The organism is Methylosinus sp. LW3 (assembly GCF_000527115.1).
Lineage (GTDB): Bacteria > Pseudomonadota > Alphaproteobacteria > Rhizobiales > Beijerinckiaceae > Methylosinus.
Map to the genome: position 1 here is coordinate 702781 of NZ_AZUO01000001.1, position 26027 is coordinate 728807.

The 26027-nt window shown below is 65.5% G+C and carries 25 protein-coding genes; 8 read left to right on the forward strand and 17 right to left on the reverse strand.

What is annotated here, in order from left to right; translation table 11 throughout:
- Positions 1-4: 4 nt before the first annotated feature.
- The 4 genes from METLW3_RS0103410 to nth form a co-directional block, all read right to left on the reverse strand.
- A complete protein-coding gene (locus METLW3_RS0103410) occupies positions 5-1237 on the reverse strand; it encodes a hypothetical protein (protein WP_024878599.1) in 1233 nt (410 codons plus the stop codon).
- 118 nt (positions 1238-1355) lie between these two features.
- Positions 1356-2585 (reverse strand): tRNA epoxyqueuosine(34) reductase QueG, encoded by a 1230-nt coding sequence (gene queG / locus METLW3_RS0103415; RefSeq protein WP_245267431.1) that lies wholly within the window; start codon positions 2583-2585, stop codon positions 1356-1358.
- Positions 2483-3175 carry a glutathione S-transferase family protein gene (locus METLW3_RS0103425; protein WP_024878601.1) on the reverse strand — a complete coding sequence of 231 codons (693 nt, stop codon included), beginning with the start codon at positions 3173-3175 and terminating at the stop codon, positions 2483-2485. The genes queG and METLW3_RS0103425 overlap by 103 nt, the downstream gene beginning before the upstream one ends.
- 428 nt (positions 3176-3603) lie before the next feature.
- The gene (gene nth / locus METLW3_RS0103430) at positions 3604-4293 is read right to left on the reverse strand and encodes an endonuclease III (RefSeq protein WP_024878602.1); all 690 of its coding nucleotides are present in this window, start codon (positions 4291-4293) and stop codon (positions 3604-3606) included.
- 44 nt (positions 4294-4337) lie between these two features.
- Here nth and METLW3_RS0103435 point away from each other — a divergent pair, with 44 nt between their 5' ends.
- The 3 genes from METLW3_RS0103435 (at position 4338) to METLW3_RS0103445 (ending at position 6159) form a co-directional block, all read left to right on the forward strand.
- Positions 4338-4835, forward strand: a complete 498-nt coding sequence (locus METLW3_RS0103435; RefSeq protein ID WP_024878603.1) for a DUF2244 domain-containing protein — start codon at positions 4338-4340, stop codon at positions 4833-4835.
- Positions 4836-4883: 48 nt separating this feature from the next.
- Complete coding sequence (locus METLW3_RS0103440; protein WP_024878604.1) at positions 4884-5780, forward strand: bifunctional helix-turn-helix domain-containing protein/methylated-DNA--[protein]-cysteine S-methyltransferase; 897 nt, start codon at positions 4884-4886, stop codon at positions 5778-5780.
- A 76-nt stretch (positions 5781-5856) separates the two neighbouring features.
- Positions 5857-6159, forward strand: a complete 303-nt coding sequence (locus METLW3_RS0103445; RefSeq protein WP_024878605.1) for a DUF1640 domain-containing protein — start codon at positions 5857-5859, stop codon at positions 6157-6159.
- Positions 6160-6169: 10 nt separating this feature from the next.
- Here METLW3_RS0103445 and METLW3_RS0103450 read toward each other — a convergent pair whose 3' ends face one another.
- A complete protein-coding gene (locus METLW3_RS0103450; protein WP_024878606.1) occupies positions 6170-6823 on the reverse strand; it encodes a DedA family protein in 654 nt (217 codons plus the stop codon).
- A gap of 118 nt (positions 6824-6941) precedes the next feature.
- Positions 6942-7370 carry a hypothetical protein gene (locus METLW3_RS26680; RefSeq protein WP_245267218.1) on the reverse strand — a complete coding sequence of 143 codons (429 nt, stop codon included), beginning with the start codon at positions 7368-7370 and terminating at the stop codon, positions 6942-6944.
- Between the two features lie 410 nt (positions 7371-7780).
- Here METLW3_RS26680 and METLW3_RS0103460 point away from each other — a divergent pair, with 410 nt between their 5' ends.
- Positions 7781-8050 (forward strand): hypothetical protein, encoded by a 270-nt coding sequence (locus tag METLW3_RS0103460; protein WP_245267219.1) that lies wholly within the window; start codon positions 7781-7783, stop codon positions 8048-8050.
- Between the two features lie 80 nt (positions 8051-8130).
- On the opposite strand, the gene METLW3_RS0103465 is transcribed toward METLW3_RS0103460, so the two are convergent.
- From METLW3_RS0103465 to METLW3_RS0103475, 3 genes are all read right to left on the reverse strand, one after another.
- A complete protein-coding gene (locus METLW3_RS0103465) occupies positions 8131-8571 on the reverse strand; it encodes a VOC family protein (protein WP_024878609.1) in 441 nt (146 codons plus the stop codon).
- A 65-nt stretch (positions 8572-8636) separates the two neighbouring features.
- Positions 8637-8831, reverse strand: a complete 195-nt coding sequence (locus METLW3_RS0103470) for a hypothetical protein (RefSeq protein WP_024878610.1) — start codon at positions 8829-8831, stop codon at positions 8637-8639.
- Between the two features lie 115 nt (positions 8832-8946).
- Positions 8947-9843 (reverse strand): radical SAM protein, encoded by an 897-nt coding sequence (locus METLW3_RS0103475; protein WP_024878611.1) that lies wholly within the window; start codon positions 9841-9843, stop codon positions 8947-8949.
- Positions 9844-9954: 111 nt separating this feature from the next.
- Here METLW3_RS0103475 and METLW3_RS28055 point away from each other — a divergent pair, with 111 nt between their 5' ends.
- Positions 9955-10986, forward strand: a complete 1032-nt coding sequence (locus METLW3_RS28055) for a phospholipase D family protein (RefSeq protein ID WP_157516508.1) — start codon at positions 9955-9957, stop codon at positions 10984-10986.
- Between the two features lie 82 nt (positions 10987-11068).
- Here METLW3_RS28055 and METLW3_RS0103490 read toward each other — a convergent pair whose 3' ends face one another.
- From METLW3_RS0103490 to METLW3_RS0103505, 3 genes are all read right to left on the reverse strand, one after another.
- On the reverse strand, positions 11069-11458 hold the full coding sequence (locus tag METLW3_RS0103490; RefSeq protein WP_245267220.1) for a VOC family protein: 390 nt from the start codon (positions 11456-11458) through the stop codon (positions 11069-11071).
- A 73-nt stretch (positions 11459-11531) separates the two neighbouring features.
- Positions 11532-13625 carry a sensor domain-containing diguanylate cyclase gene (locus tag METLW3_RS26685; protein WP_024878615.1) on the reverse strand — a complete coding sequence of 698 codons (2094 nt, stop codon included), beginning with the start codon at positions 13623-13625 and terminating at the stop codon, positions 11532-11534.
- Positions 13626-13788: 163 nt separating this feature from the next.
- A complete protein-coding gene (locus METLW3_RS0103505; protein ID WP_245267221.1) occupies positions 13789-15645 on the reverse strand; it encodes an EAL domain-containing protein in 1857 nt (618 codons plus the stop codon).
- Between the two features lie 492 nt (positions 15646-16137).
- Between METLW3_RS0103505 and METLW3_RS0103515 the strand changes: the two genes are divergently transcribed.
- A complete protein-coding gene (locus tag METLW3_RS0103515) occupies positions 16138-16647 on the forward strand; it encodes a hypothetical protein (RefSeq protein ID WP_024878617.1) in 510 nt (169 codons plus the stop codon).
- Positions 16648-16707: 60 nt separating this feature from the next.
- Here METLW3_RS0103515 and METLW3_RS0103520 read toward each other — a convergent pair whose 3' ends face one another.
- Together METLW3_RS0103520 and METLW3_RS0103525 are read right to left on the reverse strand one after the other, a co-directional pair.
- On the reverse strand, positions 16708-17091 hold the full coding sequence (locus METLW3_RS0103520) for a cell division protein ZapA (RefSeq protein WP_024878618.1): 384 nt from the start codon (positions 17089-17091) through the stop codon (positions 16708-16710).
- Positions 17092-17109: 18 nt separating this feature from the next.
- Complete coding sequence (locus METLW3_RS0103525; RefSeq protein ID WP_024878619.1) at positions 17110-17403, reverse strand: DUF4164 family protein; 294 nt, start codon at positions 17401-17403, stop codon at positions 17110-17112.
- A gap of 266 nt (positions 17404-17669) precedes the next feature.
- Between METLW3_RS0103525 and gap the strand changes: the two genes are divergently transcribed.
- Positions 17670-18677 (forward strand): type I glyceraldehyde-3-phosphate dehydrogenase, encoded by a 1008-nt coding sequence (gap, locus tag METLW3_RS0103530; protein ID WP_024878620.1) that lies wholly within the window; start codon positions 17670-17672, stop codon positions 18675-18677.
- 33 nt (positions 18678-18710) lie between these two features.
- A complete protein-coding gene (locus METLW3_RS0103535) occupies positions 18711-19904 on the forward strand; it encodes a phosphoglycerate kinase (protein ID WP_024878621.1) in 1194 nt (397 codons plus the stop codon).
- Between the two features lie 97 nt (positions 19905-20001).
- On the opposite strand, the gene METLW3_RS0103540 is transcribed toward METLW3_RS0103535, so the two are convergent.
- The 3 genes from METLW3_RS0103540 to METLW3_RS0103550 are packed head-to-tail and all read right to left on the reverse strand — an operon-like array spanning position 20002 to position 26026.
- Positions 20002-22686, reverse strand: a complete 2685-nt coding sequence (locus tag METLW3_RS0103540; RefSeq protein WP_024878622.1) for a nitrate reductase — start codon at positions 22684-22686, stop codon at positions 20002-20004.
- On the reverse strand, positions 22686-24278 hold the full coding sequence (locus tag METLW3_RS0103545) for a sulfite reductase subunit alpha (RefSeq protein ID WP_024878623.1): 1593 nt from the start codon (positions 24276-24278) through the stop codon (positions 22686-22688). The genes METLW3_RS0103540 and METLW3_RS0103545 overlap by 1 nt, the downstream gene beginning before the upstream one ends.
- Complete coding sequence (locus METLW3_RS0103550) at positions 24275-26026, reverse strand: NirA family protein (protein ID WP_024878624.1); 1752 nt, start codon at positions 26024-26026, stop codon at positions 24275-24277. Before METLW3_RS0103550 ends, METLW3_RS0103545 begins: the two co-directional genes overlap by 4 nt.
- Position 26027: the final 1 nt, after the last annotated feature.

Genomic DNA, 26027 nt, shown 5'->3' on the forward strand with positions numbered 1-26027 from the left:
AACTTCAGCGGACGACGAGGCGCCCCATTCCGCCATTGGGCTCGAGGCGCGGGCGGCGCGTGCGGAACTGCCCCTTCAGCACCAGAGCGTAGGCAATGGCGTTGAGGCCGGCGAGCGTCAGCCACCAGAGCTGCTCGGCCGCCGGGCCCAGCACGCAGATCGTCAGACCCGTCGCCAAGCCGCCGAGCAGGAAGGGCGCGAGCACCGGCCGCGTCCGTCCGATGACATAAAAGGCGCGGGCGACGACGGCGGCGAGGCCGAGCGCGCCGAGAATGCCGAGATCGAACCAAACCTGAAACAGCAGGCTGCGCGGCGTGTCCGGGTAGAGATAATGGCCGGCGACGCCGAACACCGCCGCGCCGAAGCCATGGCCGATGAAGAGCCGCGGCCCATCATTGGCGATGATTCGGCCCCATGTCTCCAGCGGGGCGGCGAAAGCCGGCAGACGCTCGGGCGCGACGAAATGCACGAGGATCGGGGCCAGCGGCGCCAGCAGGATCAGCGCCGCCGAGAGGATCGCGAGTAGCGAGCCGGCGCGTCGCGCCTTGCCGAAGGACAGCGCCAGCGCCAGCGCGCCGGCCATTAGCGCGGGCAGCGCATTGGGGGCGCGCGCCAGCAGGCAGGCGGCGACGCTGACGAGAGCGAAAAGGGCGGCCGACACCCAGCGTCCGCGCAGCGCCAGCGCGCCGAGCGCCGGCCAGATCGCCAGCGCCAGGCCGAGGCCGGCGCGTTGCAGAGCATTGCTGTCGAGATCGACCGGCTGATCGCCGCCGCTCGCCGAGAGCAGGGCGACGGCGGCGAGGGCAGCGGCTGCGGCGCCGGTGCCGATCGGCAGCAGATTGAGGTTGGACGTCTTGGTGCGCGCCGGCAGCAGCGCGCAGGCGGCGGCGACCAGCGCCAAGGTCGCGGCGCTCTTGGCGTAGCGCTCGGCCGGGCCGGCGCCGAAGGGCGTCCAGGCGAGCGACAATCCCGTCCAGCCGACGAAGAAGAAAGCGGCGAGGGCGGTCGGCGTCAGCGCCAGCACGGCGATCTCGCGCAAGCGTCGCGTCTCCGGCGTGAGGCTGGCCGAGAGCAGCAGCAGCGCGGCGCCGACGGGCAGCAGAATATAGATGGTCTGCCGCGTCAGGATCGGCGCCAGCTGCGAGATGATGAACAGCAGCATGATGCTGAGACGCGCCAAAAGGCGCGCCGCCTCGGCGGCTGGATCATCTATTGTGCGTCGCGAAACATTGGGCATGGCGGCGGCGTTCGGCGTGAGGCGCGCGCCCGAGGGCGGCGCGGAGAACTCTACTGTTTGTGCTCCGGCGAATCCATGGATGCGCCGGCATTGCGCCGCGGCAATCTGTGTCGCGACGTCACTTTTTCGCTGGGTGTGTCTCTTTTGCCCACTCCTCGCGCACGGCTACGTCTTCTTCCTCAGCGAGAGCCTTCCCGGCGAGCGCGGAAAAATCTCCCGGCGGAAGCAGCCGCGCCAGCGCCCATACGGACGCGCCGCGCGCGAGCGGCGACGAATCGGAGAGCAGCGGCTCGACCGCGGCGGCGAGCTCGCGGTTCTTGGAATTGCCGATCGCTATGGCGACATTGCGCCGAAAGCGCGCATGGCCGAGCCGCTTGACCGGCGTTCCGGCGAAGAGCGCACGAAAGCCGGCGTCGTCCAGCGCGGCGAGATCGGCGAGGGGAAGCGCGGAGAGCTCCTCGCGCAGGGCGAGCTTGGCGTCCCGCGTGGCGCGCGCGAATTTGTTCCAGGGGCAGACGGCGAGACAATCGTCGCAGCCGAAGATCCGGTTGCCGATGGCCGCGCGGAACTCGCGCGGAATCTGGCCCTTGTGCTCTATGGTGAGGTAGGCGACGCAGCGCCGCGCGTCGAGCCGATAGGGCGCCGGAAAGGCCTTGGTCGGGCAGGCGTCGAGACAGGCGCGGCAGGAGCCGCAATGGTCCTCCTCCGGCGTATCGGGCGTGAGCGCAAGATCGGTGAAAATCGCGCCGAGCAGCAGCCAGGAGCCGAAGCGCCGCGAGACGAGATTGGTGTGCTTGCCCTGCCAGCCGAGCCCGGCCGCTTGCGCCAAGGGCTTTTCCATCACCGGCGCCGTGTCGACGAAGACCTTGACCTCGCCGCCGCCGGCCCGCGCCAGCAGAAAGCCGGCGAGCTGCTTCAGCCTTCCCTTTATGACCTCGTGATAATCGCGCCGGCGCGCGTAGAGCGAGACGGCGCCGCGATCGGGCGTCTCCAGAGTCGCCAGCGGATCGCCGGAAGCGCCATAATCGACCCCGAGCATTATTACGGAGCGCGCCTGCGGCCACAGCGCCTTCGGCGCGGCGCGGCGGTCGGCGGTCTCCGCCATCCACTCCATATCGCCATGGGCGCCGGATTCGAGCCATTGCGCGAGATGCTCGCCGGCCTCGGCGGGAGCCTGCGCTGTCGTGATGGCGCAGAGATCGAAGCCGAGCTCGGCAGCGCGGCGGCGCAGCGCCTGCTCGAGGCTCAGAAGTCCAGCTCGGCGTAGACCGGTCCCGGCGTCATGCCCGGCGTGCGATCGGCCAGCAGGGGACGGAAGGCCGGACGCGACTTGATCCGCTGATACCAGTGCTTGACCGTCTCGTCTTCGTCCCATGGCACGTCGCCCAGATAGTCGACGCAGGAGAGATGAGCCGCAGCGGCGAAATCCGCATAGGTGAGGGATTCGCCGGCCAGCCAGCGCCGCGCCTCGGTCAGATAGCCGATATAGCGGATATGGGGACGCAGATTGGCGCGCGCGACCCGCAGCAGATCCATGTCCGGCGCGCCGCCGCCGATCTCGGCCGCGAGAAAGCGCTTGTAGACTTTCTCGGTGACCAGATAATTCGTCACCTCTTCGAAGAATTTGACATTGAACCATTCGATCAGCCGGCGCGTCTCTATGCGCTCGTGCAGGCCAGCCGGCATCAGCCGCAGGCCGCGGAAGTCCGGCGGCAGGCAATCCTCGAGATATTCGACGATGACGCTCGCGCCCGGAACCACGGTCCCGTCGTCGTCGACCAGCACTGGCGTCTTGCCGGCCGGATCGAGGGTCAGAAATTCCCGCCGCCGCTCGGCCGCCCGCTCCTCGACCAGCGTCGTCTCGATCCCGTATTCGGCGAGAATCAGCCGCACGAATCGGGAATGGGGGCAGAGCGGGTGATGATAGAGAGTGGGCATGGAGCCGTGATTTGACGGCGAAACGCCGGAAACTGCGCCTGGCCGCGCGAAAGCGGAGACGTTCGTATAAGTCGGCGCGCGCGGCGCGACAAGCGCGGAGATTGTGCTCGGCAGGCGTCGGGCTTCGCTCTAATTGTCTGAAAATAATACGCGTACTGCCGACCGGCGCGGGCGCCTGCGAAACCGGCCGCGAGCCGCCTTTTTTATGGGCTGCGTTAATGAATGGTTTCTGATTCGTGGCGGCTGCGCGGCGCGCGCGAGGGGCGGAGAATTCGAAACCCATGACCCCTCCCTCCACGCGGCCGGCCTATGGCTTCGGTTTAGCGGGAGAGTGGGGCGGCGTTCGTGCGCTGGCGCACATTCCGGCGCGGAAAGAATCGTTAGCGCGCGGCTTTCGACCGCTGCGGCCGTCAGATCGTCTTGCCCTCTCAGATCGTCTTGCCCTCGAAGCGGCAGAGATCGGCGATGATGCAGCGCTCGCATTCCGGCTTGCGCGCCTTGCACACGTAACGGCCGTGCAGGATCAGCCAGTGATGCGCATGCAGCTTGAAGCGCTCGGGCACGATTTTCTCGAGGCCTGCCTCCACCTGCTCGACGGTCTTGCCCTTGGTGAGCGGCAACCGGTTGGAGACGCGGAAAATATGCGTGTCCACCGCGATCACCGGCACATGAAAGGCGATGTTGAGCACGACATTGGCGGTCTTGCGGCCGACGCCCGGCAGCGCCTGCAAAGCCTCGCGATCGCACGGCACCTCGCCGCCGTGCTTCTCGATGAGCTGCGCGCAGAGGGCGATGACATTCTTCGCCTTGGTCGGATAGAGGCCGATCGTCTTGATATAGCCGCGGAGCCCTTCGACGCCGAGCGCGAGCATTTTCTGCGGCGTGTCGGCGATCGCGAAAAGAGCGCGCGTCGCCTTGTTGACGCCGACGTCGGTGGCCTGGGCGGAGAGCACCACGGCGACGAGCAGAGTGAAGATATTCACATGCTCGAGCTCGCCTTTGGGGTGCGGATCGGCCGCCTCGAGGCGCGCGAAAATCTCATCGATGCGCGCAGCCTCGCGGCTGCGCGGCGATGCAGGGCGCCGCGCCTTGGCGAGCGAGCTCTTTTCGTTCGGCATAAAGGCGTTATAACTCGGCGTTCTGGAGAACGAAAGGCGGCGGCGTGACGGCGAGCGCTCCTTCTGCGGAAGCCATTTATCAGACGCGGCTGATCCCGCATCGCTCGATGACGCTGCGGCAGGCGCATGTGTTCATCCTGCTGTTCGGCGCGGGAACATGCGTGCTGTCGGTTCCCTTCTATATTCTCGGCGCCTGGCCGGTGGTCGGCTTCATGGGGCTCGATGTGCTGGCGCTCTATGTCGCGCTGCGCGTCAGCTTTCGTTCCGCCCGGGCGTTCGAGAGCCTCAGCCTTACCCCCTTCGAGCTCGTCATCGTGAAGAAGAGCGCCTATGGCCTGCGGCGGGAGCGGCGTTTCGACACTTACTGGCTGCGGCTCGAGACGGAGGAGGACGAGGAGTTCGGCATGCAGCGCGTGCTGCTCGTCTCGCGCGGCGAGCGCGTCGAGATCGGCGGCTTTCTCGCGCCGGAGCAGAAGGCCGCGCTCGCCGAGGAGCTTTCCCGCGCGTTGGCGACGGCCAAGCGCGGACCGGTCTATTCCTGACGCGTTTTCGGGTGGCGGCGCCCGGCCGCGCGCGCCATGATGCGCCGCATGACCCTGCGCTCCGACACGATCCCTCCTCTCGCCGAGACGCGGCCGCAGGAGGATTACGCCAAGGTCGCGGAGACGATCCGCTTCATCGGCGAGAATTGGCGCCGGCAGCCCTCGGTCGAGGAAATGGCGGGAGCGGCGAGCCTTTCCGAAGCGCATTTGCGCGCCTTGTTCCGGCGCTGGGCGGGACTCTCGCCCAAGGCCTTCCTCGAGGCGCTGACGCTGCGCCATGCGCGCGCGCTGCTCGGCGGCGAGACGAGCCTGCTCGACGCCTCACTCTCGCTCGGTCTTTCCGGCCCCTCGCGCCTGCATGATCTCTTCGTGACTCATGAGGCGCTGACGCCGGGCGAATATAAGCGCGGCGGCGAGGGGCTGGAGATGCGCTACGGCTTCCACCCTTCGCCTTTCGGCGAGGCGATTTTGGTCGCGACAGAGCGCGGCCTCGCCGGGCTCGGCTTCGTCGATGGCGCGCGCGCGGAGGCTTTCGACGATCTTCGCCGCCGCTGGCCGAAGGCGCGATTTTCGCTCGACGACGCGGCGACCGCAGATTTCGCGCGGCGCGCCTTCGATCCGGCGGAATGGCGGCCGGACCGGCCCTTGCGCCTCGTGCTGATCGGGTCGGAATTCGACGTTTCGGTCTGGGAGGCGCTGCTCGACATCGACATGGGCCGGGCGACGACTTACGGCGCGATCGCGCGGCGGCTCGGCAAGCCCGGCGCCGCGCGGGCGGTCGGCGCATCCGTCGGGCGCAATCCCGTTTCCTTCGTCGTCCCCTGCCATCGCGTGCTCGGGGCGAGCGGCGCGCTCACCGGCTATCATTGGGGGTTGACGCGCAAGCAGGCGATCATCGGCTGGGAGGCGGGGCGCCTCGGGCGCCGGCCGGCTGATGAGGCGTGAGGCGGAGGGAGGTCCCGGCGCTGGACGCGAAGGCCGAGCCGCGTCATATTGATGGCTCACCTTACGAGGATCAGAAATGAGCGCCGCAGTCGCCTTCGATACGCTGAAATTCGTGGAGAAACTCGAGGCCGCCGGCGTTCCGCATGCTCAGGCCAAGGCGACAGCGGAGGCTTTCGCCGAGGCGACGAGCCAGGAGCTGGCGACGAAAGCCGATCTGGCCGTCGTCGAGTCGAAGATCGAAAAAGCCGAGCTGCGCCTCGAGGCGAAGATCGAGGCCACGAAAGCCGAAATCATCAAATGGCTGTTCGGAACGATCGGCTTTCAGACGCTCGTCATTCTCGGCGCCGTGATCGCGCTCGCTCGGCTCGCGCATAGCTGACGTCCGCGCCTCACGGCCGGCGATGATCGATGCGCTCGAAATGCGCCTCGGCCTCTCTGGTCAGCCGCTCCTCGTGGATCTTCCAATAGCGCCACAGCAGAAAGGCGCCGAGAATCGCGCCGGCGAGGCCCAGCCAGCCAATCGGGCCGGCGATGCGATGTATGGCCGCGCCGAAAACATAGCCGCCGAGGCCGAAGACCAGCGCCCAGCAAATGCCGCCCGCGGCGTTGTAGAACAGGAATTTGAGCGGATCGAAGCGATTGGCGCCGGCGAGCACGGCGGCCAATATACGCAGAAGCGCGATGAAGCGGCCGAAGAAGACGATAGAGCCGCCCCAGCGCATAAACATATATTGCCCGAGGCGCAATTGCGGCGGCCCGACGCCGATATGCGAGCCATAGCGCATCAGCAGCTTCACGCCGAACTCGCGTCCGATCCAAAAGCCGATATTGTCGCCGAAGATTGCGCCGGCCGCCGCGGCCAGAATGACGAAGCGAATGTCCATATTGCCGGAGTGGCCGGCGTAAATGGCCGCGCCGACCAATGTCGTCTCGCCGGGGAGCGGTATGCCGGCGCTCTCCAGCGCGACGATGATGAATATGGCCCAATAGCCATAGGTCGTCAGAATGGAGACGATCTGCGCTTCGTCGATCAGTCCCGACATGCCCCGCCTTTGCCGATTCGACCGAGAGACGGTCGAGCGACGGCATTGTCGCCGCCGGGCGCGCCGCCGGCAAGAGAGGCCTCGGGCAAAAGAGGCCGCCGAAAGGCGCGAGCTCGTCTCAGCGCGCGGCGCGCCGCAGGGGAACGACGCCCTCGAAGGTGAGGCCGCCGTCGCGCCGCAGGAAAGGCAGTCCGAAGCCTTTCACGTCATCGGCGAATTGCGCGCCGCCTTCAAGCGCCTTCTCTACCACCCTGCGCAGCCCGCTGAGGATCGGCTGATCGCAGCCGGCCATCTCGTGCGCCAGCTGCGCGCGCTCCGCCTCATCGGCCCGCAGCGCGAAATCGCGCACCACGACGGAGACGAAACGACCCTCGCTGACGCCATTCTCCTGCGCGACGGCGCGGACTCTCTCGGCGAAAACGCCTCCGATGCAGAAAGTCGCCGCCTGCGCGACCTTGTCGTTCGAGCATGAATGGATGAGATCGGTGACGAGCATGACCTTTTCTCCGTCCTGCGAACGAAACTCTCCTGCGCCGATGGAATGCATCTTCGGAATTCCCATAGTCTTCTCGCGGCAGTCTTCTTGCGGCGTTGTTTGTCCGCTTCCGTCCGAAACGCCGCCCGAGCCTCCGCCGTCACGCAAAAGCCGGACCAGATTTTTCAAAAGCCCCCTCGTCTTTCCCGCAGCTCTATCGTCGAAAAACTGGGTTACATTTGAATCTATTCGGTCATTCGGACTTCCCGCCCGGCGCCGCATAAGCAAAACGCCGTAGTTCCGAAAAGGTTTCATCGCCATCCGCCCTTTTACGCTCGGCGCGCGGCGGAAAAGCGGCGAAGGCCTTGCCGGCCGCCGGGACGGCCCGATTTCTTTGGGGATGAGCCGCACGCGCATCAGGCGCGTCCTGCGCCGGGCGTGGCGGCTTCTATGGAGGAAAGTCGATGGAACGTCGCTCTTTCATGAGATTTTTCGTTATCGGCGCGGCGGCGGCGCTGGTCGCCGGCCCCTCTCACGCCCTCACCTCGGTCGCGCCGCTCGAGGCGCCGCGGGCGCCGGAGCCGGCTCCCGAGGCCGCTGTGGCGACGCCGGAGGATCTCGAGCGGACGCAGGTCGAAAAGACCTATTGGTACTATCGTCGCCGCGTCTGGCGGCCGCGCTGGCGTCGCCGCTACTGGCGCCGGTATTATCGGCCGCGTTACTGGCGTCGCCGTCGCTACTATTATTACTGAGCGCTTTTTAGAGCGCTTTCCGATCGAACGGACCCGTTCGATCGATCAGAATTCGCTCCAACGAAAGAAAGTTAGAGCGCTCACCAGGCGCCGGTGTTGGGCATGGAGCTCCAGGGCTCGGCCGGCGGCAGCGGCGCGCCCTTCTGCAGCAGCTCGATCGAGATCTGATCGGGCGAGCGAATGAAGGCCATATAGCCGTCGCGCGGCGGGCGGTTGATCGTCACGCCGGCCGCCTGCAGCCGCGCGCATACGGCGTAGATGTCGTCGACCGCGAAAGCGAGATGGCCGAAATTGCGGCCGCCCGCATAATCATGCTCGTCCCAATTATAGGTGAGCTCGACGAGCGGCGCGCCGGCCTCCTTCGCCTGCGGAAGATCGTCCGGCGCAGCGAGATAGACGAGGGTGAAGCGGCCCTTCTCATTCTCGGTGCGGCGCACTTCGGCGAGGCCGAGCTTGCCGCAGAAGAAATCAAGCGAGCCGTCGAGATCGCCGACGCGGATCATCGTGTGGAGAAATTGCATGTTGGCGCCTCTTGTGGGGAGAGAGGCGGCGAGCATAGCCGCTCCCTCGCGCCGACGCACGCGCCCTATTGATGCGGCGGGATCTTCAGCGCGCTCTCCAGCGCGATGATGATCGGAATGAGCGCCTCCTTCTCCTGCTCGGCCGAGCCGAACTCGGCGGACTTCAGCCGTTGCTCCACCTCGTGAATCGTCATCAGGCGCCGCTCCAGGACGATCAGCAGCTCCCTGGCGATCTGCGGCTCGAGCTCGATTCTGATCATGCGCGCATCTTTCCTCATCGACTGGCCGATTCCGATCGACCGAGCCGCAGCATAGGTCCTGCTCGCAGGGGGCGCTGTGCGCTGGCGCATATTGCGAGCGTCGGGACGGACGCCTCTACAGTCCTCGCGCCCAGGCGGGCCGCAGCGGGGCGTCTTCCGGCGCGGCGATGGCGGCGCGCAATTGCTCGAGCAGGCGCGGCTTGTCGGCGCCGAGCGTGCCGCGCAGCACCAGCCAATTGGAGGCGTGATCGCTGCGGAAGACGGTGCGCTTCAATTCCAGCCGTGAGAGAAAGCGCTCCATCTCGCGCAGCAGCCCCGGCACGTCGAGCGGCGCGAAATCGGGGAAATCGGCGCGAAATCGCGCCTCGCCCTTGGGGAAGCTGACCACCAGCGTCGCCAGAAACTCCGGCTGCGCGGCGTTGATCAGCGCGGCGGAATTTTCCGCATGCGCCTCGCTGAGCGCGGCGCCGCCGAGCCCGTTGAGAATCATCACCGAGCGCTTGATCCCGGCCGCGCCGAGCTTCTCCAGCGCGTCGCGGGTGGAGGCGAAGGTCTCGCCCTTCTGGACCCGCGCCAGCACATCGTCATCGCCCGATTCCGCGCCGACATAGACCAGCGAGAGGCCGAGCGCGGCGAGATCGCGCAGCTCGGCGACGGATTTGCGGCCCACATTGCGCGGCAGGCAATAGCTCGACACGCGCCGCACGCCCGGCAGCTCGCGGCGGATCGCCTCGAGAATGGCGGCGAGACGCCGCGTCGACAATGTCATGGCGTCGCCATCGGCCAGAAACACGCGCGCGACAGAGGCCCCATAAATCTCACCGCAGCGCTTTATGCTCTCCATCACCTCGGCTTCGTCCCGCGGGCGGAAGCGCTTTTGCGGCGCAGTGTACATCTCGCAGAAGCTGCAACGATTCCACGAGCATCCATCGGTGACGGGAAGAATCAGCGACTCCGCCTCGCTGGGCGGACGAAAGACGGGCTCGACATAGCGGATGGGGGCGTCGGTCATGGGGGGAGTCTAATACGAGGAGGCGGGGACGGGAATGGGGGCGGCGAGTGACCCATTGCGGACATTAGCTAAAGCGTTCAAGCTACGCTCGATCAGCCGGCTCGATCGCGAATGAAACGGTTCACGATGACAATATCATCCATTCCGCAGATACTTAGTGGCCCCGCCATCGAACAAGAAATCAAGAGCCTGCTAGGCAGCTGCTCTTCTGCTCGCCTAGCCGTAGCGTACTGGGGCAGCGGTGCTGTAGACCGTCTTGGCATCGAGCAATTGGAAAAGAGAAAGGCTGACGTCGAAATAATATGCGATTTGATGAGCGGCGCCTGCAATCCGAACGAAATTAAGCGACTTATCCATTTTTTTGGGCCGGATCGTATTCGTACGAAGCGTGGGCTGCATGCAAAAGTATGGATCACCGATGCTGGATGCGTTCTCGGCTCTTCGAACGCATCCGCCAACGGCCTCGGACATGAGGCTGACGAGACGCGAGGTCTCATCGAGGCGAATCTCGTTTTCGCAGGAATGCATAGTTCCTTGGCGGCGGCGTGGGAGGAGTGGTTCGAAAAGGTTGTGCGTGTCGATTCGGCTCCTATTGACGGCCTCATGCTTGAGGAGGCGTTTGAGCTATGGAATTTGCGAAGATCTCTACGTGACGGTCCTTTGGCGTCTTCGCGCTCCCGTGGCTCCCTGTTAACTGCACTCCGCGACGACCCGGGGCAATTCCGCGACAAGCCATTCAAGATAACGATCTACGAACACAAAGGTATGTCGTCTGAAGCAGAGGAGGGCTTAGAAAAGGCCAAAACTGAATTCCGCGACACGGGTGCGCGAAGCGTCCTGGACGCCTATGAGAGTTGGCGCGTCCCTGCCGGCACCTATATCCTCGACTTCGATTGGAATCCTTCTAAACGAGTGGCTAGCTGCGATGGGATTTGGAAGATAATCTCCGACCGCCCATACCGGCAATTGAACGGAACCTCAATCACACTGTGTACGTTGGCGCCTAGCTTCCAGGGGTTGTCTGCATCGAACGAGAGGGCGGTTTTGGCGCGGGCTGCAACCAAGGTAATGCTTGCCCATGGAAAAGACGAATTGACAGTGACGGCCGAGGAATTTGGTCAACGTCTTAGGGACGTTCTTTAGATCGCTCAGGTCTTGCTTGCTTTCGTACGCAGCGGCCGTCTACCTAATTCGGCCAATGTCTAATGTTGGCGCATCGCAGCCATCACCCCGCCCCCACGCCAATCGCCTGCCCGAACAAAATGCGATGCCCGTCGATCGTCGTGACGACGATTTCGCGCATTCCATAGGGGCGGTCGACCGGCGTTGTGCAGAGCGCGCCGCGGGCGGCGATCTCGGCGTGGAGCGCGTCGATGTCGTCAACGTTCACGTAGCCGAACAGATTGTGGGAGCCGAGCGCGGCGGGCGGCGCGTCGGTGGGGCAATGGCCCAGCATCACGCGGACATTGTCGCGTTGGACCAGGCGCCAATCCGTGGCCTCCGCCCAGAGCAGCTCGAAGCCGAGCACGTCGCGAAAATAGCCGGCGCTGGCGTCGAGATCGGGAACGGCGAGCACAAAGGCCCATGTGGAGAGCTTCGGGGGCAAAAAAGTCACCTCAATGAAATCACCTGTATGAAATCGGCTGCGTGCTTGCGCGTCCCTATGATGGCGGCGCGGTCCGCGAAATTCAAATCGAGAAATTATTCGCCGGCCCCTGCGTCTCCGAGTAGATGCGATATTGGTTTCTGCCATTCTCCTTGGCGAGATAGAGCGCGCGGTCGGCGCGCGCCAGCATGGGGTCCGGTCCTTCCAGAGCGGAGGCGAAGAGGGCGACGCCGACGCTCACCGTGGCGCGCAGCTCGCCGCCCGGCAGCAGATAGGGCTCCGCCGAGAGCGCGCAAATCTTCGCCGCCATGACGGAAGCGCTGGCCGCGTCGCGCGATCTCGATTGCAATATCGCGAATTCGTCGCCGCCGAGCCGCGCCACGACGTCGCCGGCGCGGCAATGGCTCTTCAGCCGCGCGGCGAGCGCCTCCAGCAGCGCGTCGCCGCTGGCGTGGCCCAGCCGGTCGTTGACGTCCTTGAAATGATCGACGTCGATATAGAGCAGCGAGAAGGGCGCGCCGCCGGCTTCGGCGTCGGCGAAGGCGCGGCGTAGCGCGTCGATGAAGCTGCGGCGATTGGCGAGGCCGGTGAGAGCGTCCGTTTGCGCGAGAATAGCGATCTGATCGGCGACCTCCTTGCGCTCGGTCACGTCGAGCGCGACGCCTTCGATCAGCTGCGAGCGGCCGGCCCGGTCGCGTGCGGCGTAGCGCGCGTCGAGCCAGCGATAGCCGCCGTCGCGCCGCCGAAAACGGAACTCCACCATGCCGCCGCGCCGCCCGTCCGCGGCCGCCCGCGCCAGCGAGGCGCCGACCTTCTCGAGATCGTCGGGGTGAACGCAATCGGCGAGGCTGCGCGCCGGATCGGTCAGCTCCCAGGGATCGTAGCCGAACAGCGCGATGTTGTGGGACACATAGACGAGGCGCGGCGTTTTCGCGTCCATGCGCAGGCGGAACAGCAGAGTCGGGCTGCGCTCCACCACCTCATTGGCGTCGCGGAGCCGATCGACATAGCGCTGCCGCGCGAGCGAGCCGCCGATGAGATCGCCGAGTATGCGCAGCGCGTCGATCTCGGCGGCCTTCCACATGCGCTCGCTGTGGCAATCCTCCACCTCCACCCAGCCCCAAGGGGCGTCATCGACGACGATGGGCGCGAAGAGCGCCGATCGCACGCCGGCGCGCTCGAGAAAGCTCTTGGCGGGGCCGGGCTCGAGCGCGCGCGTCGCCGCCGTCACCGGCCGGCGCTCGGCGAGAGCGGCGAGCAGAGGGCCAGAGAGAAAGGCGCGCGTCTTGTCGGCCGCGAAAAACGAGGCGTCCAGCGCGACCGGAGAGTCCGCGCGCTGCCAGAAATGCAGCAGGGACGGGGGCTCTTCCGGCGCCGTGGCGGATTCGAAGACGAGAATGCGATCGGCGCCGATCGCCGCGCCGACGGATTCGAGCAGATCGGGAATTGCGGCGGCGCTGGGCGCGGTGGTGGTGAGCTCGGTCGCCGCGGTGGAGACGGCGTGCAGCAGAGCGTTGCGCTGATGCAGCGCCGCCGACAGCGCCTCCTGCTGCAGCCGGCGCCGCGACACCGACACCAGCCAGCCATTGGCGCGCAGGCCGAGAATGACGAGCACGGCGGTGAAGGCCGAGAGCAGCGCCCCCATCGCGAGGGCGGTCGACTCCCCGCGCGCAAAGAGCCCGACGATGGAGGGCAGCACATCCGGCGCGATATAGCCGAACATGGCGGGCAGATAGGCGGAATTGGTGAGCACGGCGCCCGCCGCCATGCCGCCGGCGGCGAAAAGCGCGAAGGCGTGATAGCCGGGGTCCGGCGTCAGCCACAGGACCGATGAGGCCGCTCCCCAGAGGCAGCCGGTCAGCGTCGAGCCGAGCGTCCACAGCGCGAGAAAGCGCCGCACCGCCTCTGCGCTGGGCTGCGTGGCGCGAAAGTGGCGCGCATGGACGATGCGCGCGACGACCAGGATCAGAAAGGCGAGAAGCCAGGCGGCGATTTGCGCGTGCGAGTAGAAGTCCCGAAAAATGCTAGCGACGATTGCGGCATTGGCGGCGTTGAAGACCAGCACCGATTGTCCGGTGGCGAGCATTTGCGCCTGATCCGCCCGGATCGAGGCGTCGAGCTCCTCGGGATCGATCTCCTGCTCCTCGGAACGCGAGTCGCGCTCATACCGACACATAGCTCGACCCTCGACGCGTCTCTGATATTGGAGGCGCGATTTGTTTCCAAAATGTCCCGATCGCGGTACGAAGATATTTCTCCGCTGGAAGAATCTAGCGCGCTGCGGTCCCGAGCGAAGTCCACGCGAGGGCTCGAAAGGACGCGGATGGCGCGAATGATGTTCAGGTGAGCGAGACGGGCGGGCGGGTGCGGCCGGCCGGCTCGGCGCCGTCGACGAATGCGCGGAGCGGTTGCGGCGCGCTGATGACATAGCCCTGAATCTCGTCGCAACCGAGCTGGCGCAGAATGCGCAGCTGCGCATCGGTCTCGACGCCTTCGGCTGTCGCCATTAAGCCGAGCTCATGGGCGAGAGAGACGATCGATCGCACGATCGTCGCCGCGCGCGGATCGGCTTGCGCCTGCTGCGTCAGCGAGCGGCCGACCTTGACGCGATCGACCGGCAGAGCGTGGAGATGCGCGAGGGCGGCGCCGCCGCCGCCGAAATCATCGAGCGCGATGGAGACGCCGAGCGTGTGGATCGCGGTGAGGCAGCGCAGAATATCCGCATTGTCGGCGAGGCGGACCGAGCTGGCGATCTCGATCTCCAGACGGCTCGGATCCATGCCGGAGGCGGCGAGCGCCTCGGCGACGTCGCGCGAGAAGCCGGTCTTCTCCAATTGCGTCTGGGTGACATTGACGCTGATGCGCGCGTCGGGCGGCAGAGCGGCGGCGCTGGCGCAGGCCTCGTTCAATATCCAGGCGCCGATCTCGTAGAGCAGGCCGGCCTTGGTGGCGACGGGGAGGAAATCCTCCGGCGTCCGCAGGCCGTCGCGCGGGTGCCGCCAGCGCAGCAGCGCCTCATAGCCGCAGACGCGCGTGACGCCGAGCGCGACGATGGGCTGGAAATGGAGCTCGAACTCGCCGGCGGCGACCGCCTGACGCAAATCCTGCCAAATGCGACGATTGGCGGCGATGCGCGACTCTATGTCGGGATCGAAGAAGCGGAAATGGGCGCGGCCGCTGGATTTGGCTTCGTACAAGGCGAAATCCGCCTTGCGCATCAGCGTCCGCAGATCGAGCCCGTCCTCCGGCGCGCGGGCGATGCCGACGCTGACGCCGACCGTCGCCATCGCCTCCTCGAGATCGAAAGGGGCGGCCATCGCCTCCATCAATCGCATCGCGAAGCCGCCGACATCGGCGAGCGAGCCGGCGTGCGATTGCACCACGGCGAATTCATCGCCGCCGATGCGGGCGACGATATCGGCCTTGCCGACGATGGAGGAGATGCGCTCGGCCACCGACCGCAGCAGAATATCGCCGGCCCTATGCCCCAGCGTGTCGTTGATCTCCTTGAAATTATCGAGGTCGATGCAGTGGATCGCGGCGCCGAACCCATTGGCCACCGCGGCGGCGATGACGCTCTCGCCCTGCTGCTCCATGGAGGCGCGGTTGGCGACGCCGGTGATGGCGTCGAAATAGGCGAGCCGCCGGATACGCTCCTTGCGCTCCTCCTGCTCGAGCGCGATGGCGCAGAGATGCACGCAGGTCTCGACGATCGTGCGCTCGAGCGGGCTCGCGCCGCGGCAGGTGCGATAATAAAAGGCGAAAGTGCCGATGACGCGATCGTCCGAGGCGCGAATGGGAGAGGACCAGCAGGCGCGCAGGCCGAGCGGAGCGGTCTGGGCTCGAAAAGCCGTCCAGCGCGGATCATTCGCCATGTCCGTGACCTCGACGGGCTCGCCGAAATAGGCGGCCGCGCCGCAGGAGCCGACGTCCGGCCCGATGCGAAGGCCGTCGAGCGAGTCGGAATAATGCGACGGCAGGCTCGGACCGGCCAGCGGATGCAGACGACCTTCGCGATCGACGGTGAGGACGGAGCACACGGCCTGCGGCGCGAGCTGCTCGGCGCGGAGGCACAGCTCGGCCATCGTCTCGCGCAGCGGCTTGCCGCGCGCCAGACGCTCGAGCACCTCGTGCTGAAGCGCTCGGAGACCCTGCATCGTGCGGTTCGAGCAGTCATCACAGTCGAGTTCGAGCATTGGCCTCGCCTTTGAAGACAATCTTATCTTTTTCCGCGTATCTCGACCGTGTCGATAAGAATTAAAAATCAACCGCCTTTGTAGGCGACGAGACGATGATTCTCCATCGGTGCAAATAATGCGCCCGCGCGGCCCTGTCGATCATGGGAGCCGAGCATGGGCTTCAGCAAAACCTATTATCGCATGCCCGCCGGCTGTTGTGTAGGGCAGAGCTGGAGCGCAATATATCGACGCTAGATCAATATGATCGTTGGCGCACAACCGGCTCCGCCAGCGCTTCCGCGAAAAAAGGTCGCGGGCGAGCCGACCCCCCGCATTTAGGATGTGGCGGGCTCGAGGGTGGCGAGGCCTAGGAGGAAGGCGACAAGGAGGACGGAGCGACTTGCCTTGGTCACGTCATTGGCCCAGTCTTGCGCAGCCGCGGGCGGCGGCGCGCCGAAAAAAGCAGGCGCGCTGTCATGACGCAACGACCCGCCGGCATGGGAGAGAAATATGTCGAAATTCGCCACACTGGCTCTGGCCGTTCTGATCTCGGCGCCCTTCGCGGCCGCTCCGGCGCGTGCGGTGGAGATCAGCCCCTTCTTTCCGCTGCCCAATTCCTTCGACGTCAAGGGGCCGATCAAGGATGGCGTGCTCGCGCAGCAGATCTCTTGGCTGGAGGACGGCATCGCCGCCATCGAGAAGGCGCGCGCCGGGGCCGCGCCGGACAAGCTCGCCGAGCTCGACGCGCAGCTCGCCGCGGCGGTCAAGGAGCGCGACATTTTGAAGAGCGACGAGACCGGCCGCGACGCCGAGCTGGCGCGCAAGAATCTGGTCGTCAGCAACATCAACCGCTGGATCAATGGCCTCGCCCGCAAGGCGACCGAGCAGCTCAAGATCGCCATTCTCAAGGATGGCGCGGAACGCGACGCGGCCGAGCGCCGGCATATTCAGCTGTCGCAGCAGGCCGACGATCTCGAGAAGGTCAAGCACGAGCCGGCCTTCGAGGCCTGGGGCCGCTGAGGGGCGCCCGCCGCCGGGCTCAGAGCATAGGGGCCGTCTCGCGCCCCCGTGCTGCAAGTCTCAGAGCATAGGGGGCGCCTCGTCGCCCCCGTGCTGAAGGTCTCGCGAAAGGCGCTCGACCCGCGTCGTCGCATCCTCGAGCGCGGCGGCGAGCTTATCGACCAGAGCGGCTTCGGCCTCTTTTGCCGCAGCCGCATTCTCGCGCAGCGTCGCCAGCTCCGCCTGCAGGGACTCGAGCTTGCGCGTCGCGATCGACGCCTCATCGGCGAGGGTGAGCGCCGCCATCACGGTGATGCGCTGCTCGCCAATGTCGCCGAAACCCTCGCGCAGGGACAAAATCTTGTTCTCGACGAGCTTGGCCAACTCGTCGAGATGGCCTTCCTCGCCATCCTCGCAGGCCATGCGATAGGTCCGGCCCGCGATCGTCACCACCACATGCGCCATTCGCCGCCTCTGAGTAGACTAGGTCTGTGTCCGGTCCTCGTCGCCGAGCACGGCGATAATGCCAAGGCTCGTGCGGTCGAGACGCGTCAGCACCTCGTCGCGCGCCTTCTCCAGCGCGCTGTTTTGGGCGAGGGCGGCGTCGAGCTCGAGGCCGAGACGGCTGCGGTCGTCCTGCATGACGGCGAGCTCCTCCTCGAGGTCGGCGTGCGACAGCTCGACCTCTATGCGGCGCGCGACGGTCTCCTCCAGCCGCTCCAGCGCGGCGGAGAGCCGTTGCAGCGCGTCATCGAGCCTGTGTGGGACTTGCGTCATATGGAAACCGGACCGATCGCGATTAGATTCGCACGTACGAATCGTTAACGCCTAGCAGCAATCGCGTAAACCCCAATCCGAGCCGCGACTCCGCCGCAGAGCGACCTGTGACCGCGTTGACAGGGGGGCGCGACCTGTTATCAAGCCGCTCATTCGAGCGGGCGTTCGCCGCCAGAAAATGCGGCAAAATGGGCAAAGCCCCGATTTTGGGCGGTTCAGCGGCCGCCCGGCCCCGCCCGAGCGAGCAGATGAGAAGGAGCACCGCTATGGCCGTGAGAGTGGCGATCAATGGGTTCGGACGCATCGGACGCAATATTCTTCGCTACATCGTCGAGACCGGCCGCACCGACCTCGAGGTGGTGACGATCAACGATCTCGGCTCCGTCGAGACCAACGCCCATCTCCTGCGCTATGATTCCGTGCATGGCCGCTTCCCGCGCGAGGTGAAGGTAGAAGGCGATTCGATCGACCTGGGCTATGGGCCGATCAAGGCCACGGCGATCAAGAATCCCGCCGAGCTGCCGTATAAGGCGCTCGGAATCGACATTGCGCTCGAATGCACGGGCCTTTTCACCGCGCGCGACAAGGCGAAAGCGCTGCTCGACGCGGGCGCCCGGCGCGTGCTGGTCTCCGCGCCCTCCGAGGGCGCCGACATCACCGTCGTCTATGGCGTCAATCAGGACAAGATCACGAAGGACGATCTCGTGATCTCCAACGCCTCCTGCACCACAAATTGCCTCGCGCCCGTCGCCAAGGTGCTGAATGACGCCATCGGCATAGAGCGCGGCTTCATGACGACGATCCACTCCTACACGGGCGACCAGCCGACGCTGGACACGTATCACAAGGACCTCTACCGCGCCCGCGCCGCCGCTCTGTCCATGATCCCCACTTCCACCGGCGCGGCGAAGGCCGTGGGTCTCGTGCTGCCGGAGCTGAAAGGCAAGCTCGACGGCGCCGCCATTCGCGTGCCGACGCCCAATGTCTCGGCCGTCGATCTCAAATTCGTCCCCAAGCGCAAGACGAGCGTGGAAGAGATCAACGCCGCCATCATCGCCGCCGCCGACGGCCCGCTGAAGGGCATTCTGGGTTACACCGACGACAAGAATGTCTCGGTCGATTTCAACCATGATCCGCGTTCATCCGTGTTTCATCTCGATCAGACGAAGGTGATCGAGGGCGAGCTGGTGCGCGTCCTGTCCTGGTACGACAATGAATGGGGCTTCTCCGGCCGCATGACGGATGTCGCCGCGACGATCGCCAAGCTCATCTGACGCGATTTTTTCCTCATCCACCGGGACACGATCATGCCGTCTTTCAAAACGCTCGATTCCGCCGATCTCGACGGCAAGCGCGTCCTGTTGCGCGTCGATCTCAATGTGCCGACCGAGAATGGCGTCGTCACCGACAAGACGCGCATAGAGCGCGTTCTGCCGACGATCGAGGATATTTCGAAAAAGGGCGGCAAGGTCATCCTTCTCGCCCATTTCGGCCGCCCCAAGGGCGAGCGCAAGGAAGAGGATTCGCTGAGAGTCGTCGTTCCCGCGATAGAGGAGACGGCCAAGCGCAAAATCGCCTTCGCCGATGATTGCGTCGGCGATGTCGCCGGCGCGGCGATCGCGCAGCTGAAGAATGGCGACATTTTGCTGCTCGAGAACACGCGCTTCCACAAGGGCGAGGAGAAGAATGATCCCGCCTTTGCGGCGGAGCTCGCCAAGCTCGGCGATCTCTATGTGAACGACGCCTTCTCCGCCGCGCATCGCGCGCACGCCTCGACGGAAGGGCTGGCGCATCTTCTGCCGGCCTATGCCGGTCGCACCATGCAGGCGGAGCTGCAGGCGCTCTCCGAGGCGTTGGAACATCCCGCGCGTCCCGTTATGGCGATCGTCGGCGGCGCGAAAATTTCCACTAAGCTCGATCTGCTCGGCAATCTCATCCGCAAGGTCGATATTCTCGTCATCGGCGGCGGCATGGCCAATACTTTCCTCGCCGCTGAGGGCAAGCCCGTGGGCAAATCGCTGTGCGAGCACGATCTGCTCGAGAAGGCGCGCGCCATTCTCGCCGATGCGCAATCGTCCAATTGCGAGATCGTGCTGCCGATCGACGCCACTGTCGCGCAGAAATTCGAGGCGCATGCGCCCTCGCATATCGTCGCGATCGAGCATGTCGGCGAGAGCGACATGATCCTCGACGTCGGGCCGAAGAGCATCGCCCATATAGAGAGCCTGCTCGCCAGGGCGAAGACGCTGGTGTGGAACGGCCCGCTCGGCGCCTTCGAGCTGCCGCCCTTCGACGAAGGCACCAACGCCATCGCGCAGACGGCCGCGCGGCTGACGGTGGAGGGAAAGCTGCTCTCCGTCGCCGGCGGCGGCGACACTGTGGCCGCGCTCAACCAGGCTCATGTGGCGCAAGAGTTCAGCTATCTCTCGACCGCCGGCGGCGCTTTCCTCGAATGGCTCGAGGGCAAGGAGCTTCCCGGCGTCGCGGCGCTGACGAAATAACGACCCAGCCCGTCATTGCGAGCGAAGCGAAGCAATCCAGAGCCGTGGAGCGGCCTCTGGATTGCGTCGTCGCTACGCTCCTCGCAATGATGGGGCGTCACTCCTCGCAACAGGCGCGCGCCGCGGCGATGGCGCGCTTCAGCTCTGGAATGCAGGAGCCGCAATTCGTGCCGGCGCGCAGCGTCTCGCCGATCGCGGCGACGCTTCGCGCCCCATTCGCGATTGCCGCGTCGATCGCCGCGGCGCCGACGCCGAAGCAGGCGCAGACGATCGGACCATCCTCCGCCGCGCCATCGGGCGAGCGCCCCGACAGAAGCGCCTTGCGCTGCTCTGTGCTGAGCTGCTCCTTCTCGAACAGCGCCGCCGCCGTGTCGAAGGCGCTTTGCGCATCCTCTCTCCCGACGAAGAGGCAGAAATCGACGCGCTGCTCGCGAAAGCGCGCGGCGCGATAAATTCCGCGCGCCGCATCCTGATATTCGGCGGTATCGCCGCCATCGCCGAGCGACGCCGCATAGTCGAGCCACAAAGGCAGCGCCGAATCCGAGGCGAAGAGCAGAGCATGGCCGCCCGCTATGGCGACCTTGGCGCCGAGCGCAGCGATCGGCGGCCGCAGCGGCGCGCGCGAGAGCAGGAAGCCGCGCGATTTGAATCCGACGGCATCTATGCGCGCTGGCGTCGCCTTCGCTTCCGGCTGTCCCGAATGCGGATCGGTGATCGCGGCGACGAGCGCGCCCACACGCGCGAAAGACGCCGTTTCATCGCTCCAATGAATCGGCGCGAATAATTGCCCGCGCTTCTGACGATCGGTGATGGCGACAGCGAGAATGCATTCGCCATAGCGGGTCGAAACGCGCGCAAAGTCGCCATCGATGAGGCCGAGCGGCGCAGCGTCGGCCGGATGAATCTCGACGAAGGGACAAGGCGAATGCCGCGCGAGACGCGGGCTTTTGCCGGTGCGCGTCATCGTGTGCCATTGGTCGCGAATGCGCCCCGTGTTGAGGCGGAAGGGAAAGGCTGCTGTTGTCGCGGCCTTCAGCGACGGCGGCTCCGGCGCGGTGAAGCGCGCCTTGCCATTGGCGGTGAAATATCCGCCCTCGCCGAAAAAGCGTTCGCGCCCATTCGTCTCGCCGGCGCGGATCGGCCATAGCGTCGGATGCAACGCGTCATAGGCCTCATCCGAGAGCGTCGCCAGCCCGCCTATGTCGAAGCTGCGCGCGCCGTCATTCTCGAAAGCGGAGAGCGCTGCATGCTCGCGAAACACATCCGCCGCGGATTGAAAATGGAAGGCGTCGCTAAAGCCCATGCGCGTCGCGACGTCGCTGACGATCCGCCAATCCGGCTGCGCCTCGCCGGGCGATGGCAGAAAGGCGCGCTGACGTGAGATGCGCCGTTCCGAATTCGTGACCGTGCCGGATTTCTCGCCCCAGGCTTGCGCCGGCAGCAGCACATGCGCGCCGGCGCTTATCGTGTCGTTCGACAGAACATTGTCGGAGACGACGAAGAGATCGAGCTTCGCCAGCGCCGCGCGCGCATCATCGGCTTGCGGCAGCGAGACGGCGGGATTGGTTCCCATCACCCACAGCGCCTTTATCTCGCCGCGCGCTATGGCCTCGAACATTTGCACGGCCTTGAAGCCCTCATGCGTCGCAATGCGCGGCGCATTCCAGAAGCGCCGCACGCGATCGACCTCGGCGCCCGAAAAACCCATATGCGCGGCGAGCTGATTGGCGAGGCCGCCGACCTCGCGTCCGCCCATGGCGTTGGGCTGGCCGGTAAGCGAGAAGGGCGCGGCGCCCGGCGCGCCAATGCGTCCCGTCGCGAGATGACAATGAATGATCGCGTCGACCTTGTCGGTCCCTTGCGCGGATTGATTGACGCCCTGCGAAAAGGCCGTGACGGTCTTCGCGGTCGCGGCGAAGAGCTCGAAGAAAGCCGCGACCTCGACCTCGCGCAAGCCGGCCACGGCGGCGGTCGCGGCTATGGTCGGCGCGATCTCGCGTGCGGCGGCGAGCGCTTGCGTGAAGCCCTCGGTATGACGCGTGATGTAATCGTCGCAGGTCGCGCCATTGGCGACGAGATGCACGAGAAGGCCGCAGAAGAGCGCGACATCGCCGCCGGGCGCGATGGGCAGAAAGAGATCGGCCTCTTCCGCCGTCGCCGTGCGGCGCGGATCGATGACGACGATCTTCGCGCCGCGCTCCTGCTTGTTGCGCAACATGCGCTGAAACAGAATCGGATGACACCAGGCCGCATTGGAGCCGACGAGCACGATGAGATCGGCGCAGTCGAGATCCTCATAGCATCCCGGCACGACATCGGCGCCCAGAACGCGCTTATGTCCCGCCACTGTCGAGGCCATGCACAGCCGCGAATTGGTGTCGACATTGGGCGAGCCGATGAAGCCTTTGATCAGCTTGTTCGCCGCGTAATAATCCTCCGTCAGCAATTGGCCGGAGAGATAGAATGCGACCGCCTGCGGCCCATGCGTATCGATGATGCGCGCAAAGCCCTGCGCGACATTATCGAGGGCCTCGTCCCATGTCGCGCGTCGCAGCGTCTCGCCGGCGCGCAGCATAGGATGCAGCAGACGTCCGTCGAGCGACAGCGTTTCATGCAGGGCGGAGCCTTTGGAGCACAGCCGTCCGTGATTGGCCGGATGATCGGGATCGCCGGCGACAGCCGCGCCGCCGCATCCATCCGGCGTCGCCAGCACGCCGCAGCCGACGCCGCAATAAGGACAAATGGTCGCGACAGAGGCGCTGCGTGGATCGACCCGCTGCATCAATAGACATCCTGTCGGTAGCGGCCGCTCTTCTTCAATTCGGCGACGAAGGCGACCGCCTCGTCCGTGGCGCGCGCGCCATATTGCGCGACGATATCGACGAGCGCGCGCTCGACATCCTTGGCCATGCGCTTGGCGTCCCCGCAGACATAGATATGCGCGCCTTCGGCGAGCCAGGCGAAGAGATCGCGTCCGACTTCGCGCATGCGGTCCTGCACATAGAATTTCTCGGAGCCGTCGCGCGACCAGGCGAGCGAGAGGCGCGTGAGCAGGCCGGATGATTTCATCGCATTCAATTCATCCGCGTAGAAGAAATCGCAATCGCTGCGCTGATGACCGAAGAACAGCCAATTGCGCCCGCGCGCGCCGATCGCCTCCCGCTCTTGCAGAAAAGCGCGAAACGGCGCCACGCCCGTGCCGGGGCCGATCATGATGACCAGCGCATTCGGATCATCCGGAAGCGAGAAGCCATGCGCCGCCTGCACATAGACTTTCAACGGTGCGTCTTTCTCGATGCGCTCCGCGAGAAAAGTGGAGGCGACGCCTTTGCGCAAGCGCTTGCCGATCTTGTAGCGCAACGCGTCGACAGTGAGCGACACGCGCCCCGTCGTCGCCTTAGGCGAGGAGGATATGGAATAAAGCCGCGGCTGCAGAGGCTCGAGCGCCTCGACGAAAGCTTCCGCATGCGGCCGCACGCCCGGAAATTTCATCAGCGCCGCCAGCACGTCGAGATCGGCGGCGTCATTGTCTCTATCTTCTCCCTGCGCCAGCGCGCGCGCTTTTGCGCGCGTCTCGCCCCCGGTGAGGAAGGAGATCAGCTCGAAGAGCCGATCGGGCGCAGGCGAAAGCGCGCAATCGTCGCGCAGCGCTTCGCGCAGGCTCTTGCCCTTCACTGGCGCGAGCGGCGAGGCGCCGATCATGGCGATAATCTGATCGACGAGGCCGAGATCATTCTGCGCAAAGACGCCGAGCGAATCGCCGACATTGTAATCGATCCCGCTCTTCGAAAGATCGAGCTCGATATGCCAGCTTTCCTTTTCCGAGGCTGGCTTGTTCAGCCTTCGACGCGACAGAAATATCGCCTCGACCGGATTGTCGCGTGAGCGACCCCGCGCCGATGTGGAATGCGAGCTGGGCGGCGCCGCCGGCTCTATCTCGGTGGATGGTGCAGCGTCACGCTCTTGCGCGAGCGTCTTCAACATGCGCGCGGTGTCCTTGCCGCCGGGCGCGCAGAGATTGAGCCGCTCCTCCTTGCGGGCGAACAGCGCTTCCGCATAATTTTGGCAATCATAGCCACATTGGCCGCAGTCCTGCTGCGCCATTGCAGCCATCATCCGCCGTCGCAGCGGACGATCTTGCGCGAGCGTCATGCGCTCCTGCAATTGCAATGTCGGATCATGCCAAGGCGCGGCGCCGTCATCCGCATTGCCGGCGATGGCGGCATTTTCCGCCGGCGACAAAGCGACGACGCCGGCGTCGTCCATCGACATCAGCCCGGCAAAAAAGCCGTTGAGCCAGGCGCGCTGCTCTTCAGAGAATGGAGCCGAAGGCGGAATGAGATCGAGACGTTGCGGCTGCGTGATCTTGGTCATTGCTCCGCCTCCGCGATCAAGCGCCGTAAAGCCTCAATGTCATGGCGTCGCGTGAAGGCGGCGAAGCTCTCTTCGCCCTTCGCGCGATGCGCGAGATAGGCGCGCAACAGGCTCTCGATCTTGCGCGGCGCATCTGCCGCTGCGACATTTTCGAGCAGCTCGCGGCCGATCGCGCCCTCCGCGCCGAAGCCGCCGCCGACGACCATATTATAGCCTTCGACCGTATCGCCTTCCTCATTGATAGGGACGCGCGCACCGACGAGGCCGATGTCGCCGATATAATGTTGCGCGCAGGAGTGACGGCAGCCGGTCAAATGTATGTTGATCGGCGTGTCGATCTCTATTCTCTCCTCGCAATGCGTGGCGATCTCGTCCGCGTGCCTTTTGGTGTCGGAGGCGGCGAAGCGGCAGCCGGCATTGCCCGTGCAGGCGACGAGACCGACGCGGAGCGGCGATGCCTTCGTCGAAAGACCGAGCGCTTCGATCCGCGCGAGCGCCTCTTCGACCCGCGCGTCGGCAATTCCAGAAATGAGCAGGTTTTGCCAGACCGTGAGCCTTATGTCGCCATCTCCGAGCTCGCGCGCGATCGTCGCGAGACCGCGCGTCTCGTCGCTCGACAGACGGCCGAGCTTCAATGCGACGCCGATCCAGCTTTTCTGCGCGTCACTCTGCGCATGCACGCCGATATGCGCGAGCCTGTCGAAGCCGGGCCGCGGCGCGATCGCGTCTTGCGGCGCGCGCAGCAGGGGACGGCCGAGCTTATCCTCGACGAGCGTCAGGAATCGATCGAAGCCCAATTGATCGAGCACATATTTCAATCGCGCCCGCGCGCGATTGGTGCGGTCGCCTGTCTCGATGAAGACGCACAATATGGCGTCGGCGATCTCGATGGCTTCGTCCGGCGCAACGATCACGCCCGTGTCGCGCGCGAGATCCTTATGGCCGGTAATTCCGCCGAGCGCGAGACGGAAATAGACGCCCGGCGCGATTCCATGCTCATCGCGAATCTCGACCGCCTGAAAAGCGACGTCATTCGTCTCCTCGAGCACGGCGATGCGGCCGCCGCCATCGAAAGCGATGTTGAATTTGCGCGGCAGGCCGAAGAGCGAGCGGTCATTGAGAATGTGAAAATGCAGCGCGCGCGCGAAGGGGCGCGTGTCGATGAGCTCCTGCGGATCGATTCCAGCGGTCGGCGTTCCGGTGATGTTGCGAATATTGTCTGCGCCGGAGCCGCGCGTCCACAGGCCGAGGCTCTGCACGCCTTCGATCATGGCGACGGCGCTCTTGGGCTCTATCTCGCGAATTTGTAGATTGGCGCGCGTCGTCACATGCAGATAGCCGCCGCCATGGCTGTCGGCGAGATCGGCGAGGCCGGCGAATTGCCAATGGGTGAGCACGCCATTGGGGATACGCAGGCGGCACATATAGGAAGATTGCGTCGGCGCGACATAGAATAGCCCATAATAGCGCCAGCGAAAATTATCGGCGGGTTTCGGCGGTTCATTGCGCTTGGCCTGCGCGACGAGTCGCGCATAGGCGTCGAAAGGATGCTCCTCGCGCTTGATTTTCTCTTGCTCATTGAGCGCGTCGCCACTCGCGACGGCGCGATCCTGCGCCGCGAAATGCGAGGCGTCGGGGCCGGTCGGCTTTTCCTTGGTCGGCAAGGCGCGTTGCGCGCGCGAGGCCTGGAAGCCGGAGGCGAAGCCTTCGAGATAGCGCTTTTGTTCTGCTGTGAAATCGCCGGCCATG